Here is a 15,384-nt window from a genome sequence, read left to right on the forward strand (position 1 = left end):
CAACTATATAAAATCCATTTTCATGAAAACAATCTTACAATTTCGATTAATTACGTATGCTTATAAAGAGCTTATTCGTTCTCTATTAGCACTTTGCCTTACTTGGATGTTTGCTTGTGGGGTCAGTGCAGCGCAAGGCTTTGCCGGTTATTTGGTGTTACCAGCCGGAGATACGCTAAGAGGCTACATTGCCGAAACGAATGCGCAGAATATTACCTTCTATGAGCGTTCCGGCGCACAGGCTCAGTCGTATAGTCCTGTGCAGGCACGCAGTTATAGTGTAAGCAAGAGCACAGTGTACACTAGCCGTATAGTGCGGCTTAAGTCCGGAAAAGACAGGCCTAGCTTTGTACGACCATTATTGATAGGACCAGCCAGCTTATACAGCACTTCTTCCGATAGCACTGTGTAACTGTTAGCGCCTCCAGCGTCGGATACCTTGTACGAGCTTACTGCTTCCAACTGGCATTTACTTTTCAATCGCTACCTCAGTTCCTGCAGCTCTCTAGACATGACGGATAGAGAAGTGTTGACATTACCCTTTGGGGAGAGGTGGGTGAGCAACTTGGTGGGGCGCTACAACCAATGCGTTGAGCCCGCCTGGAAACCTAACCGTGCCGAGACTTCCACATCTCAAGTAAGCTTCGGAATTAATGCAGGCTTGACCTACTCTTTCTTAGCCAGTGGAGATGGCTCCGGTCAAGCAGATCAGGACCTGCGCCCTGGAGGGCTACTGGGAATGGAACTCCATGTACTTCGCTCAAATGGCTGGTGGCTATCCAGTGGCTTGGCGCTACAGCAATTACGTGGTGGCTATAAGCCATATTCAGTTTATACAGGTACTCCATTATTTACTGATATGCGCTCAAGAAGCTATACTCTCAACAGCCTTGTGCTACAAGGCAAGCTGGGGCGCAGCTTTGGGCAGCCAGGCCAGTTACGCCCTTTCGTATATGTGACTGCTGCAGGAGGTTACATGTTTAGTTCGCATTCCAACGTTCGGGATGAATACTCTAACTCATTTTATCCTGACAAAAACGTCCGCACAGACGAATCGGACCGTTTTAATGCGCAGTTTGGGGGTGGCTTGGGCATGTGGGTACCTCTATCTTCACGCCATGACTTACAGGTGAGCGTGCAATACAGTCAGCTTACTATAGTTTCCATTCCCTCTACCCTGCGCAACCGCATTGCTACTTTACAGATAGGATACAAGTTCTCGTCGTTATAAGCGCTTTGAATCCTCCGTCATTGTACTGCGCAGCAGCCTAACTATACCTCTTAATTCTGATCAACTTGTATAAGGTTTCCAGCTTAACCAGAACTGCTGCAAGGGAGAAGGCAACTTCAGCAACCTTACTGTTGGAAGGGCCTAGTATTATAAAAGCCGTAATTCTTGCCGTCATAGGAGCCTATTTTATATATGCGGGCCTCATTTACTTCGGAGCACTTAGTGTCGGTATTGCTGTAATAATTTTTACAAGGAAGGAGGGAATTGAATTAGCTCTGACCACCCGCCAATACCGACTATTCACTACCGCGCTTGGCTTTAGGGTTGGTGACTGGGATATAATACCGGCGACCCAACACATTACCATGAAGTACTTCTCGGATCTAGTTACATCCGGAAAACCTGGCCGCATCCGTACCGACCGAGATAAACGCTACATCGTTATGTTCTCCGTTTCAAATTCCTCACAAGGAAGTATGATTTATGAAACGGAGAAATATGCCACAGCACTTAAGCTTACCCGGTTTTTAGCCGAAGCACTCAACGTAGATGCCAAGCTGTACGACAAGATGTAGTCTGATTATGAGCAGGCCTGGGAGTGCTTTCTACTCCCGCCGCCTATCATCCTTAGTGCCCAGGATAAACAGGATCAGCAGCAGAAAGGCCGCAATACCCAAGCTGTACCACGTCACAAGCGGCAGGCCGCGGAAGTAGCCCATCTGGCCCGCCGGATAGTGGCCTAGCAGGCTAAGGCCCGCAAACAGAATCATAGCCACCGAAATGGCAGCCAGAATAGAGCGGCTGACCAGCTGGTCAGCTTTGCGCAGTAGCAGTTGGTAGCCGCTCAGCTCAACGCGTACGCGCAAATCGCCACGCGAGATTTTGCGCATAATCTGGCGCAAATCAGTGGGCAGGGTTTGCAGCAGAGCCAGCAGTTGGGCACCGGTGTACTGCGCCTCGCTGAGGATGTTTTCGGGTGAGTACTGCTCCGCGATGATGCGGGCACCATACGGGCGCACAAAGTCAAACGTGTTGAAGCTAGGGTGTAATACCTTGCCAATACCCTCCAGAATCACGAGGGCCCGTAGGATCAGAAATACCGCGCCCGGGACCTGCAGCTTGTAGCGGTAAATAATGCCCTGCAGCGCATCGGCCAGGTCCGACATGCTCATCTCCTTCACATCGAGACTGGCAAAGTCATCAATGAGCTGAGCCAGGTCGCTCTCGAAAGCGCGCATATCGGGAATTTCCGACGTGAGGGCCAGCCGGCGGAAGTTCAGGGCCATGCTGCGGGCGTCTTGCCGGGCCATACCAATGAACACCCCCGCAAACGCATATTTCTGCTGTTTGGTCAGGCGGCCCACCATGCCAAAATCAATCAGCACAATGGTGCCATCGGGCTGCACCAGTACGTTGCCGGGGTGTGGGTCGGCATGGAACGCCCCAAACTCAAAAATCTGAGTCAGGTAAATATCCATACCGGTTTCTGCTACCTTCTCGGGGCTTAGCTCCCATCCCAGCAGCTGAGCCTTATCCGTGATTTTGCAGCCACTGACGTACTCAATTACCAATATTTTGCTGGTGCTTATTTCGCGGTAGGGCTTCGGGATATAGAAGGTATCGTAGCTCTCGTACAGCTTACGGAACTGCTCCATACTCCGGGCCTCGGAGGTATAGTCCAGCTCCTTGGTCATACTTCGCTCAAAAGCATCTACAATATCCTGCGGGTTAGCCAGGCCCTGCTTGCGCAGGAAGGGAGCCGTGAGGCTCACCAGTTCCCGCAGGAGGCTAAGGTCAGTGCGCACTTTTTCCTGCACATCAGGGCGTTGCACTTTCACCACCACCTCTTCGCCCGTCATGAGGCGGGCACGGTGCACCTGCCCGATACTGGCCGAGCCCAACGTTTCTTCTTCAAATTCCAGGAATACTTCCTCAAGCGGCTGGCCTAGCTCCTGCTCAATAATGCGGCGGGCCTGCGCCACCAGGAAGGGGGGCACATTGCTTTGCAGCTTCTCAAATTCATCAATGAGGGGTTGTGGAAGCAAGTCGGCGCGGTTGCTCAGAGCTTGCGCCAGCTTGATAAAAGTGGGACCTAGCTCTTCAATAACCATCCGAATTCGTTGCCACCGCGTGGTTTCGAATACGGGGTACTCCCCTTCCTGCCACGATTTCCGACGGCTCTTGGGTACCAGCCGTCGCAGCGCGGTGTTCGTCACGACGTCTTCAAAGCCGTACCGAATCAGCACTTCCGCTACCTGGCGGATACGCCCAAGGTTGGAAATCGTGTTTTTGAACATGGAGTGCGCAGATTATGCGGACGAATATACACTGCTGAACAACAGGCTAGGCCAGTGGTGTAGGAGTGGCCTAGTTCGTTTGCCCCCACTGCCTTTGGCCATGCAGGCGCCAGGCCACTATGCGCTACCAAACAAGAGGAAACCCCGTCTGCACGAAGCAAAACGGGGTTTCCTCTTGTTTGGTAGCGCAGGGCTAGGCGTTTCCGCCGTCAGAAGAACCAGCCGAGGTAGTATTACCACTGGGCTTAGCCGCTGGCTTTTTAGTTGAGCTGGCTTTTGCGGCTGGTTTAGTTGCCGTAGCAGAGGCAGTTTTTTTAGCCGTGCCGGCCGTTTTGCTGGTTGCAGCGGCTGGCTTGCTGGCAGCAGCAGGCTTCTTAGCAGCCGATGTAGCTGATGATTTAGCTGCAGTGGCAGTGGTTTTGCTGCCGCCTTTTACCGTTCGCTTCAACTCCTCCACGTCGGCGTTGGTAGCAATACCAGCACTTTTCATGAGGCGCGAGGCCAAGCCCTGAAACTGCTTTTCCATCTCCTGGCGCTTGGTATCGGTGTTCTTTTTCAGGTCATCCATAATCCGGGCTCCCTCCTGCTCCGATAGTTTGCTCTCCTTTACCAGCGCATCGATGGTTTTCTGAACCCGGTCGTTGGTGAGCGAAACCAGACCAACTCCGGCATTGATGAATTTCTTAAACAGGTCTTCCATAAGAGGGAATGGTTTGAGGAGGTGGGAAAACAGGTAGCAAGCAAGGGTAAACAGCTTTGCTGAAAGTAGTATGCAAGCCTACTACTTTCAGCAAACCTACGAAATGGTTACTATATAGTTAAGCAGAAGAGTTAACTTTTTCTTTCACCATAGTTGCATATAATTCAATGGGTTACTACCCACCCGCTCTAAGTAGCCTACCACTGCCCTACGCCGCGGCGGCTGGTTGGGCGCCAGCAGTGGGAGGTTGATCAGCCCATACCTGGCGCGAGAAGGCCGCTACTTGGTCAAGCGCCTGGCGGGCTTCCGGCACAAAGCGCCAGAACAAGTGCCACCAGTGCACCAAGCCTTCAAACACCTGTAGCGTGATGGGAACACCCGCCGCCTGTGCTTTGGCCGCAAAACGCATGACATCATCCCCGAGCACCTCCGCGTCAGAAATCTGAATCAGCAGTGGCGGCAAACCGTGAAGCTCGCCGTTTACCGGCGACACCAACGGGTGAGCAAGCGGCAGGTGGTGCGCGTACATAGTGCCCCAGTTATGTATTTCTAAGGCTTCGAGTACTTGACTTTCCTCCCGTGCCACGCGCCGCAGCAAAGGTGCGGGCAGCACGAGGTCGGTCCAGGGGGAGAGGCCTACCGCAGCAGCAGGCATATGCTGGCCTGCCTCACGCAGGGCCAGTAGCAGGGCCAGCGTGAGGCCCCCACCGGCAGAATCGCCGGCCACGAGAATGTTTTGGGCCAAGTGCCCCTGTCCAAGTAGCCACTGGTAGGCCAGCAGGGCATCGTCGAGGGCGGCGGGGAACGGGTACTCGGGGGCTTTGCGGTAGTTGATGGCCAGCGCGTTAAGCTGGCAGCGCTGCGCCAGGGTTCCTACCAAGCTACGGTGGCTGTTAAGAGACCCCAGCACGTATCCTCCGCCGTGCAGGTACAGCAGCACCCGCTCGGGCGGGGCTCCTGCCGGGCGCACCCACTCGGCCGCCATACCCTCTATATTCACATCTGTAAGAAACACGTTCCAGGGCATCAATTGCCCCAGAGAGAGGGCCTCCACCGCCAGCCGCATAGTAGCAAGCCGGGGCCGATACTTTGCTAAGGGGCCGGTAGCAGCGGTGAGCAGTTGTTTCAGGAGCAGGTGCTGGGTGGAAGGCATTGGAAATTGATTAATACATACTGCGCCCCTAATAGCGCTACTTAAAGCTGGGGCTACCTAGGCCAGTTTTGCTGCCGCACTACAGGTAGCGCCATTGGGTACATACTACCTGCAGGGCTATTTGCTCAGCTTATGGCCCCGGTACCCTCGAATGGCAATCGGAATCCATCCTAATACGGGAATAAAAAAGGTGAGGGTAAAGGGATTACGCCAAATCATGCGCCAGTAAGCCCCGGGGCTACGCAGGTCCAGGTCAAAGTCGCGGCGACCATTGCGCACGTATTGGCGCTCAAACTCCTGAAATAGCGCGGGCCAGGCCCAAGGCAGAAAAAACGGAAAGAACCGCCGGTTCTCCTTCATGCGCTGCCATAGCTCCCGCCACTGGTAGGGGTGCTGACCGTGCTTCTGCACGGCTGCGTCAAGCTCTTGCTGCATCTGCCGCCGCACCTGCTCAGAAAGCGCTTCGTAGTCGGTGCGATTGAGCTCGTTTAAAGGCTTATTTGTCAACTCATAGGGCCTGATGCGCGTGCCCAGCACAAAGGTGAGCTTGGCCGGATATGCCATGTAAAAAAACCATGGCTGTAGCAGCACCATTAGCAGAATGGGACCCACCGGGATAAAGGGTATCCCTATTTTCTTGCTCAAACGGTTTACCCAATCCCAGCTATAGGTGTAGGGGTTGAGATACTCACCGTTGATGGTGTAGAATGGGATAATATCGGTGTGGTGCTGGATGCCGAGCCGCACAATGCTGGTGGCCAGGCGCTGCAGCTTGTACTTACGGTTGAACCCCTTGCCGATGCCGGGCACACCCTCGGGGTAGAGCATCAGGTTGTGGTCGTTGTAGAACATCATGGTTTCAAAGTTGAGCGTGGTGGCATCCACGCAGCCACTTTTCTTCCAGAAGTTCTTAACCAAAAAGGGGTTCATCAGCACCGACTGCGAGAGCATGGGCGCCGAGAGTGGCCTAGGGAGGTGGCGCAGGTCGGGGAGGCGGCGCCACATGTGCGAGAGGGCCACAATGGCATCCCAGGGGAAGGCCATGCCGGAGTGGTTAGAGGCAAAGAGCAGGGGCCGCTCGGGGTTGTTGCGCTGCGGAAAATCCTCAAAACCCACGAGCTTCGACCGAAACCACACCCTATCCAGTAGCTGCAGAATATTCCGATCCAGCGTTTCTACAAAGTCGTCGTCGAAATAATCGGAGTAGATGTGCTGGTTTGCCAAGATGGCGGGCGTCGGCTGGGGCAGCGCAGTGGGCGGAGAAGCCGTGGGCATTGGGCGGGCAGGATAGTGAAGGGCGGAGCTTCTAAATGTAAGTAATTAGCCGCTGAGGCCGGTATGCCGCTAACAGATATGGTTGAGTTTGGTCTGCTGGCCAATACTTTTGAGAGCCAGGCTGGATAACGTATCTCGCAGCAGGCCCAAGCTACAAACGGCCGAGTGCTCCGTCAGTAGACCCGCTCAAATCTGGCGTTGTAAGCGGATAGCCGTGGTATATAGCTTTCCGGAGGGGCGGCGCAGTACCAACAGCAGCATTCGGTTGTGGTAAGAGCGGAACATGTTGTTGATTTGGGTCATGTTCATCTGGGCCGTCGGGACCAAATTGATGGAAACCAGTTCATCATTGGTCTCCAGGCCCGCTACTTCCGCCGGCGAATCGGGCTGAATTTTCCCCACTACGTAGCGGCGAAGCTCAGGCCCGGCGGCTACCAGATCAAAGCCGCTCATATCATGCTCAAACGGCTGCCGAAAGGTACTGTTGGGGCGCAAAAGCAAACGATTGTGGGTGTAATCAATGATCACCACGAACCGCTTCAGGAGCTCAAACCCCAGGTTGCCGTTCCGGAACACGTCGGCCCGTTGGGCTACGTCGGCGGCATCGGGGAATGAAGTAAGCAACGAGGGCACCCGGTAACGACCGATGCGCAGCGCAGTTATGCGCCCCAGATATCCATTAATGTAGCCATTGAGGCCCCGCCCCAGTTGGGTACGCAGATGCTGAGCCGGTAGCTTTAATTGGTCGTTGGAAGTGGTTTCCAGTGAAAGGGCATGGCCTGCGCCGGTATCAAGCACTAGCTTCAGGGGCAGCGTTAGGGAGTCGTTGAGCGTAACGGGCAGCGTAACGTAGGTTTTGTTGCCTTCAATATCCAGCGGAATGCGGGCCCACCGCCGCCCGCGCGGCGCTTGGTATGTTTCGGGGTTGCGGAATACTACCTCCTGCTCCTGCGGGCGAATTTCAACCACAAAGCTGCGGAATATATCGGCGCCAAGCAGCCCATGAATGGGCATACCCACGTACCCCGACAGGTTTAATACGTCGTTTGACAACAGCAGCATGGGGAGCGATGCGCAGTGCAGCCCGGTCAGCTCCACGCGCATGCTATCCACTAAAAAGCCTTCCAGTGGCTCCTCCTCTCCCGCCCCGGCAATCAGGAACCGTTGTTTGGTACGCAGGTGCAGTTGTTGGCGCAGGGTGGCATCAGTGATGAGCGAGGTATTGATGCCGGTATCGAGCAGAAAATTGAAGGGCCCCTGCCCATTCAGCCGGAGCGGAATAACCACTAAATTCCGCTGCATAAATACGGGTATCCGGACTTTGCTGGCCTGTGCGTCATTAAACTGGAATGGCCCAGGCTGGGCAGCTGCCGGCACAGCTAACAGCCCCCACACGCAGCATAGTACTGCCAGCGGCAGGCTCAACCACGCCGCCCTAGCGCGGCCCCTGAACAGCCATATAAACACAACGCGCAACGGCATAGGGAAGATGTGCAAGCTGGGTAAGATACTTAAAAAAAGCACTTACTGTATCCCAGCCGGCCCCTATTTTTCTCCCTGCCTGGCCTAGAAATACTATTTTTCAGCTCAATCTTTTGTACGCACAAGCTTACTGCTTATCAGCCACCAGGGGCTCCCAGGTACCTTGCGGCGCGTATCGTAGCTCGCCGCTTGCAATGTGCAGTGGAGCCTCTACATTGTTATGATACAACTGCCCGGTACCTAGCCCCTGCGGGAAACCCGGTTGGGCATAGGAGCCGGCAAACTGACTGATGGCATTCAGCCCGACATTAGATTCCAGCGCTGAGGTAAGCCAGGATGCCACACCGCGCTGCCGGGCGGCCGTTTGCCACTCTAGCGCGGCTCCTAGGCCACCTAATAAAGTAGGCTTCAGAATAACGTAGGCCGGTTTGATCTGGTCAAGCAGCGCCTCCTGGTCCTGGGCATTGGTTACGCCAATCAGTTCCTCGTCTAGTGCCACGGGCACTGCTGCTTGCTGGCATAATTCGGCCATTGCCGACCATTGCCCGGCCTGAATGGGCTGCTCAATGGAGTGTAGAGCAAATTCAGCCAAGCGCTCTAGCTTGCCGAGCGCCTCCGTGGGGGCAAAAGCTCCGTTGGCATCTACCCGCAGCGTCAGGCGCTCAGGTCCGGCCACGGCCCGTATTTCGCGCAGCAGCTGCAGCTCCAGATCAAAGTCTAGGCTCCCGATTTTAAGCTTGAGGCAGGAGTATCCTTCCGCTAGCTTCTTCTCAATCTGTTGGCGCATGAATGCGGCATCGCCCATCCAAACTAGTCCGTTGATGGGAATGCCGGCTTCGCCGCGGCTGAAGGCGTTATCGTAGAGGCAGCGACGCCCACCGTTCTGCCAGTCTAGCGTAGCCGTTTCCAGGGCAAAGCGCAAGCTAGGCCACTCCAGGCCCACTAAAGCGGCGGCTTCTTCGGGTAACAGCTCCCGCAGCTGGCGCCGGTTAAATTCACGGCAAAAACCCTCCAGCGTAGCATCAAAGTCGGGCCGATGATCGGGGCTGAGCCCGGCAAGTGGGGCTGCCTCCCCCAGGCCAGATACGTCGGGCCGAGAACTGTCGTAGAGGTGGAGGTAATGCGCCACATGCTCGGTGAGGGCTCCTCTTGAGGTGCGAGCCGGGAAGTTGAAGCGCAAGACGCGGCGCGAAGTACTCAGTTGCAGCATGCGGGTAAGGTTGCGGTGGGCTGAAAGAATACAAGTGTACGCAGAGACCAGGGTTTTGTAGGCCGGGTCAGCTGTAGGCCAGTAGCTGGCTGGCATTGGCCCCAACGAAACACAGCCCCTATACCACGGAGGTATAAGGGCTGCACGCAGCCTGCATTCAGCAGGCTTTCAACATTGTGTAGAGCTACAGTGCCAGGGCTAGCTCTCCTTTTCAGAGGTGTTACGGCTCCGGCTGGCCTGGCCTCCTTTGCGGCCGGCCTCACGGGCTTCCTCAGAGGTAAACCGGTGGCCCCGGCCGCTTTGGTGAGAGGCCCGGCCGCCCTCGCTGGCAATACGGCGCTGTTGGGCGGGGTCCATGGCGGCAAAGCCGCGGGCGCGCTTTGCGGGTGGATTATCGGAATTAGAATTTGCGGGGCGGGCGGAAGTAGATGCGGAACGTTTGGTCAGCATAGCGGTGATTATGAGTGGGACGTAAGAGCAAGCCTGGGCCTTATAATCAGCCTTTTCAGGAGTTTGCGTCAGTCAAGATGACCGTAATACTGGACAATACCCTTGCCTTATTGTAAAATACCGCTTAGTACTGAGCAGCTCGTCAGTAATAATACCTATCCGTATTGCTGAGCTCCGTACAATCCGCTAATTGCCCGCTTTCGTAACCAGATGGTTGAGTTTCTAGTTACTCGTTTAAGCCCTTCCCGCTTCACTATGTCTACTACTATTCCCGCGGTTTCTACCGCCGCTGCCACATCTCAGGTACTGGTTACGCGCTTCCAGGCCATCCGTCGCCAGTCTGTTGCGCTGTGCCGCCCGTTGCTACCCGAGGATACGGTAGTGCAGCCCATGCTGGATGTAAGCCCGCCCAAGTGGCATCTGGCGCATACTACCTGGTTCTGGGAAACCTTTTTGCTGCGTGAGTACCTGCCGGGGTATCAGCTCTTCCACCCCGACTACGCCTTTCTCTTTAACTCCTACTACAACTCCCTGGGCTCACGCGTAAACCGCGCCGACCGGGGTACGATTTCCAGGCCCCCGCTCAGCGACGTGTATGCCTACCGCACCTACGTTGATAAGCACATGGAGCAACTGCTGGCACTGCAAGACACACTACCCGCCGCCTTTGCGGAAGTGCTGGAGCTAGGCCTGCAGCACGAACAGCAGCACCAGGAGCTACTAGCCACCGATATTAAGTATATTCTGAGCACCAGCCCGCTGGCGCCTGCTTACCAAGAAGCGCCGGTTCAGCGGGCAGTGGCGGCGGTACCGGCGGCGGCTTGGCTGCCCGTTCCGGGCGGGGTGCACACCATTGGGTTTGAAGGAACGGGTTTCTGTTTCGACAATGAGCTAGCCCGGCACAAGGTGTACGTAGACGACTTTGAGCTGCAAAACCGCCTCGTTACCAATGCAGAGTTCCTGGAATTTATAGAAGCCGGCGGCTATCAGAATTTCCGGTATTGGATGGGCGAAGGCTGGGACCTGGTGCAGAGCCAGCACTGGACGGCTCCTCTCTACTGGATAAAGCAAGACAACGGTTGGCACCGCTTTACGCACCATGGCCTGGTGCCCATAGAGCTGGCCGCGCCCGTAACGCACGTTAGCTTTTATGAGGCTGATGCCTACGCTCAGTGGCGTGGCCTACGCTTGCCCTCTGAGCAGGAATGGGAAATTGCGGCCCGCCACTTCGGGGCCACGCCTCAGGGCGGCACTTTCCTGGAAAGCAGCCTCCTAGACCCGCAACCTCTGGCTCCCGATGCCGACCCTACCCAGTGCCACCAGCTGCTGGGCGATGTCTGGGAATGGACCTACTCTGCCTATCATGCTTACCCCGGTTACCAACGGGCAGCGGGCGCCCTCGGTGAGTACAACGGCAAGTTTATGGTTAACCAGCTAGTATTGCGCGGTGGCTCCTGCGCCACTCCTGAGAGTCACATCCGGATAACTTACCGCAACTTCTTCCACGCCGATAAGCGCTGGCAGTTCACCGGTATTCGGTTGGCGCGCTAGCCTTGGGGTTACCCACTCGCCCTTTACGGAGCCAGGCCACCTCTCACGTACCCTAACTCCTCTCTCCCACATCTTATGGTCCCTCTAGGCCAGTTCCGTCTCTTATGAGCTCTTTACTCATGACATCATCTCCTGACACAGTTGCTACCCCACCCGCCCCGCTTTGGTAGAGCACGTGCGGGAAGGGCTGCGCAAACCCTTTAAAACATTATCGTCGATGTACTTCTACGATGATGAGGGCAGCCGGCTGTTTCAGGAAATAATGGCGCTGCCAGAGTATTACCCTACCCGCACTGAGTTTGGGTTGCTTACAGAACACGCCGCAGCTATTTGTGCCGCCTTGCGCCCTACTAGCGGCGAGCCGTTTTACCTTCTGGAGCTAGGGGCCGGCGACGGCCTGAAAACGAAAATCCTGCTTCGTCATTTGCTGGAGCAGGGGGCGCAGTTTACCTACGTGCCCGTAGATATTTCCACGGGCGCGCTAGATGGCTTATCGGCGGCGCTGCAGGCAGAGCTGCCTGGCCTAGCCGTGGAGCCAGTGGTGGCTGATTACGCCGATGCCTTAACCCTAATGGCCTCCCGCCCGGGACGTAAGGCAGTGCTCTTTTTGGGCTCAAACATTGGTAATTTTTTCCCGGCTGAGCGGCAGGCCTTTTTGCAGCGCTTGCGCCAGCCACTCACCTCCGACGACCGGCTCCTGATTGGCTTCGATCTGCAGAAAGACCCACGCCAGATTCGGGCGGCGTATGATGACGCGCAGGGCGTAACGGCAGCCTTCAACCTAAACCTGCTGCGCCGCCTGAACCGGGAGCTACAGGCTGATTTTGACCTGACTGCCTGGCAGCATTACACCGATTACGACCCCTTCACGGGGGCCGTGCGCTCTTTCTTGGTGAGCACCAAGGCCCAGACCGTACACATGGCCGCTATTGCTGAAAGTGTGGATTTTGCCGCTTGGGAGATGATTCATACCGAAAACTCCTACAAGTTCACCCGCCCCCTGATTGAGAAGCTGGCCGCTGATGCAGGCTTTGCTATGCAAGAGTTCTTCACCGACAACCAGGCGTTCTTTTCTGATGTTATCCTGACGCCGAAAGCCTAGCCTTGCTGCTTACGGCTTGAAACCGGCCCTAATCACTTACGCCCAAACTCTTGGCGCGCGGGTAGTTGGGGCCGGTTTGTATAGGTATGGGTTGGGCTGAGCTCTTTGGCGTTGCGTTGCTCAGTAGCCTGGTACTACCTTGCACCTGCACAGCACTACTAGCAGCGCACCTCACCTTTTCAGTAATGCAAGAATCAATCAGCCTGGCTTCCGGCTACGGAAACTTTACGGTGCCTCCTGCCGCTGCCAAAGCAGCCATACGCCTTATTGAAGCCGGGCCGCTTCCGGCTGGTGATGCCGCAGGCCTGCCTGAACTGCGCGAAGCCCTGGCTCAGCGCTACGCTCCTTCCGTAACCGCTAGCCAGGTGGTGGTTACCCCCGGGGCAAAATCGGCGTTGTTTGCCCTGTTTAAAACGCTATTGCGCCCTCAGGATGAAGTACTGCTACCGCTGCCCAATTGGTTTGGGTTTGGCGAGCTGATTGAGCGCGCTGGCGGAGTAGTACGGGCTTTGCCTCTCTCCCCCGAGAGCAATTTTGCCCTCACACCCGAAATTCTGGAGGCCGCCCTCACGCCTAGCACCCGCATTCTCCTTCTCTCAAACCCGAACAACCCCACAGGCAGGGTGTATAGCCACCAGGAGCTGGCGGCGCTGCTGCAGGTAACCCAGCGCTTTCCGGGGCTCTACGTGGTGTCAGATGAGATTTACGATCTAATCACGTTCGGACCTCAGCCGGTGCCCTCTCTCCTTGATTTCGCCGACCCGCACGAGCGACACGTTGTAGTTAATGGGTTCTCGAAGTCACTGGCCCTGATTGGCTGGGGTGTAGGGTACCTGGTGGCTCCTGCGGCCATAGCGGCTGCCTGCGCCGCTTGGCAGTATGCCACCAGCGTAGCCGTACCCGCACCCAATCAGCACGCCGCATTGGCCGCTACTCACGCTGCCCCCGCAATTGCCGCCGGGCTACTGGCCCAACTGCAGCCAACGCGTGCATTACTGCTGGCGGGGCTGGCTGCCCTACCCCTGGTGCCACCCACCCAGCCAGAAGGCACGTACTATGTCTTTCCCGACTTCCGGGCTTACCTCAACCCTAAGCTCCCAGCCGCTGAGGCTGCCGCCGAGCTGGTGGCAAGCTTCCGGGAAGCAGGAGTACTGGTTGTAGATGGCACGAGCTGCGGGGCTCCCGGCTTCATGCGTATCTCCTACGCCGTTCCGGAAAGCTCGCTGCGTGAAGCAGTGGCCCGCATTGCCCGGGTGTTGGAGCAGCGCCGGAGTTAGTGGCCCTACCCGAATTCAGGCGCCAGCCCTGGTCACGCCAGATCATTTTATAACCGGGCGCCAGTTGGCCCAAAGAGGAGTGGTACCTTTGCGGCACTTTCGTTGTCGTTGTTATGCTTCTGCCTACCCTCCGCCCCCACCTTAGGCCCACACTCACGTTGGCGTATCCTGTTATGCTCAGCCAGCTGGGCCACGTACTGGTCAACGTCTGCGACAGTATGGTGGTGGGGCAGACCGGTAAAGTAGAGCTGGCGGCGGTATCTCTGAGCGTGAGCGTGTGCACCGTGGTTATGGTGTTTGGCATGGGCCTGGCCATGGGCATTACGCCACTGGTGGCCGCCGCTGATGGCCGCCGCGACGTGGCTACGCTGGGGCGCCTGCTGGTAAATGGGGTGTGGCTCTGCACGGTAGCAGGCGTGCTGCTGGGAGGCTTGGGGTTACTGCTGCCTCCCTTCCTCCCCTATTTGCACCAGGAGCCCGATGTGGCTGCCCTCGCCGCCCCCTGGATTCGGGTGATATTCCTGTCACTGCTGCCGCTTATGGTGTTCCAGGGCTTCAAGCAGTTTGCTGAAGGGCTGGGCCTTACGCGCCAGGCTATGCTGCTTTCCGTGCAGGCCAACCTGCTCAACGCGTTTCTTTGCTATGCCATGGTATTCGGGAAGTTTGGCTTCCCGAACCTGGGCATGATGGGCGCCGCCTGGGCCACACTTATTGCCCGCACACTCATGGCTATACTTATGGCCGCCTATGTGCTGCTGGCCGCCCGCCTGCACCCCTACCGCGAAGCCGCCGCTCTTAACCTGCTCCCCGATGCCAGCAGCCTGCGCCGCCTCATCGGCTTCGGTTCCCCCATTGGCGTGCAGATGATGTTTGAGATGGGTGCTTTCAGCTTTTCGGCCATCATGATTGGGTGGCTGGGCGCTACCGAGCTGGCTGCTCACCAAATAGCCATTAATGTGGCTTCTGTAACGTATATGGCCGCCAGCGGCATTGCGGCAGCGGCCACCATTCGGGTGGGTAACCTGCGCGGTGCCGGTAATGCCACAGGAGCCCGGCACGCCGGCTACGCGGCTTACCTCATCACATTTCTGTTCATGAGTGCCATGGGTCTGCTACTGATAGTGGGCCGCCACTACATTCCGCAGTATTACAACCACGACCCCGCCGTAATTGCCCAGGCCTCTGCCCTGTTACTTATTGCGGCCGCTTTCCAGATTTCTGATGGAGTGCAGGTGGTAGGTCTAGGAGCGCTACGGGGCCTAGAAGATGTGAAGGTACCCTCAGTGGTAGCCCTACTGGCCTACTGGGCCGCCGCGCTGCCGCTGGGCTACGTGCTGGGTTTCCCGCTGGGGCTGGGGGCTACGGGCGTTTGGCTGGGCCTGCTGACAGGCCTCACGCTGGTGGCCGGCTTGCTGCTCTTACGCTTCCGCCACCGCAGCCGCACGCTGGCAACAGCGCACTTGAACGAAGTGGTAGCTAGCGTGCGTTAGCATTCTGCAGTTGCTAACAAGCCAGAAAAGTCCTGTTTTGCTCTATACTCCGGGCTGGAGTTGCAGCGTTGCTAGGTTCTTGCTGGTTTGCAGCACTTTGCTTTGCTTATTCGCCTTCTTGCTGGTTTGCAGCACTTTGCTTTGCTTATTCGCCTTCTTGTCTTTT

13 protein-coding genes are annotated in these 15,384 nt (G+C 56.6%); 6 read left to right on the forward strand and 7 right to left on the reverse strand.

Annotation, left to right across the window (positions count from 1 at the left end):
* The first annotated feature begins 976 nt into the window (after positions 1–976).
* Both HMJ29_RS20775 and HMJ29_RS00100 read left to right on the forward strand, forming a co-directional pair.
* On the forward strand, positions 977–1,231 hold the full coding sequence (locus HMJ29_RS20775; RefSeq protein WP_244678984.1) for a hypothetical protein: 255 nt from the start codon (positions 977–979) through the stop codon (positions 1,229–1,231).
* Between the two features lie 65 nt (positions 1,232–1,296).
* On the forward strand, positions 1,297–1,806 hold the full coding sequence (locus HMJ29_RS00100; protein WP_171589567.1) for a hypothetical protein: 510 nt from the start codon (positions 1,297–1,299) through the stop codon (positions 1,804–1,806).
* Between the two features lie 30 nt (positions 1,807–1,836).
* Here HMJ29_RS00100 and HMJ29_RS00105 read toward each other — a convergent pair whose 3' ends face one another.
* From HMJ29_RS00105 to HMJ29_RS00135, 7 genes are all read right to left on the reverse strand, one after another.
* Complete coding sequence (locus tag HMJ29_RS00105) at positions 1,837–3,528, reverse strand: ABC1 kinase family protein (protein WP_171589568.1); 1,692 nt, start codon at positions 3,526–3,528, stop codon at positions 1,837–1,839.
* Positions 3,529–3,721: 193 nt separating this feature from the next.
* A complete protein-coding gene (locus HMJ29_RS00110; protein WP_171589569.1) occupies positions 3,722–4,228 on the reverse strand; it encodes a phasin family protein in 507 nt (168 codons plus the stop codon).
* A gap of 208 nt (positions 4,229–4,436) precedes the next feature.
* Positions 4,437–5,381, reverse strand: a complete 945-nt coding sequence (locus tag HMJ29_RS00115; RefSeq protein WP_171589570.1) for an alpha/beta hydrolase — start codon at positions 5,379–5,381, stop codon at positions 4,437–4,439.
* Between the two features lie 117 nt (positions 5,382–5,498).
* On the reverse strand, positions 5,499–6,656 hold the full coding sequence (locus HMJ29_RS00120; RefSeq protein ID WP_244678981.1) for a lysophospholipid acyltransferase family protein: 1,158 nt from the start codon (positions 6,654–6,656) through the stop codon (positions 5,499–5,501).
* A gap of 186 nt (positions 6,657–6,842) precedes the next feature.
* Positions 6,843–7,958, reverse strand: a complete 1,116-nt coding sequence (locus tag HMJ29_RS00125) for an aspartyl protease family protein (protein ID WP_171589571.1) — start codon at positions 7,956–7,958, stop codon at positions 6,843–6,845.
* Between the two features lie 307 nt (positions 7,959–8,265).
* Positions 8,266–9,348, reverse strand: coding sequence for an o-succinylbenzoate synthase (locus HMJ29_RS00130; RefSeq protein WP_171589572.1), 1,083 nt, complete (start codon positions 9,346–9,348; stop codon positions 8,266–8,268).
* 198 nt (positions 9,349–9,546) lie between these two features.
* Positions 9,547–9,798: a KGG domain-containing protein gene (locus tag HMJ29_RS00135; RefSeq protein ID WP_171589573.1), complete on the reverse strand. Its 252-nt coding sequence runs from the start codon at positions 9,796–9,798 to the stop codon at positions 9,547–9,549.
* A 255-nt stretch (positions 9,799–10,053) separates the two neighbouring features.
* Between HMJ29_RS00135 and egtB the strand changes: the two genes are divergently transcribed.
* The 4 genes from egtB (at position 10,054) to HMJ29_RS00155 (ending at position 15,218) form a co-directional block, all read left to right on the forward strand.
* Positions 10,054–11,349 (forward strand): ergothioneine biosynthesis protein EgtB, encoded by a 1,296-nt coding sequence (egtB, locus tag HMJ29_RS00140; RefSeq protein WP_171589574.1) that lies wholly within the window; start codon positions 10,054–10,056, stop codon positions 11,347–11,349.
* A 163-nt stretch (positions 11,350–11,512) separates the two neighbouring features.
* Positions 11,513–12,451: an L-histidine N(alpha)-methyltransferase gene (egtD, locus tag HMJ29_RS00145; RefSeq protein WP_171589575.1), complete on the forward strand. Its 939-nt coding sequence runs from the start codon at positions 11,513–11,515 to the stop codon at positions 12,449–12,451.
* Positions 12,452–12,636: 185 nt separating this feature from the next.
* The gene (locus tag HMJ29_RS00150) at positions 12,637–13,728 is read left to right on the forward strand and encodes a pyridoxal phosphate-dependent aminotransferase (protein WP_171589576.1); all 1,092 of its coding nucleotides are present in this window, start codon (positions 12,637–12,639) and stop codon (positions 13,726–13,728) included.
* A gap of 113 nt (positions 13,729–13,841) precedes the next feature.
* The gene (locus tag HMJ29_RS00155; RefSeq protein WP_171589577.1) at positions 13,842–15,218 is read left to right on the forward strand and encodes an MATE family efflux transporter; all 1,377 of its coding nucleotides are present in this window, start codon (positions 13,842–13,844) and stop codon (positions 15,216–15,218) included.
* Positions 15,219–15,384: the final 166 nt, after the last annotated feature.

The organism is Hymenobacter taeanensis, from assembly GCF_013137895.1.
Lineage (GTDB): Bacteria > Bacteroidota > Bacteroidia > Cytophagales > Hymenobacteraceae > Hymenobacter > Hymenobacter taeanensis.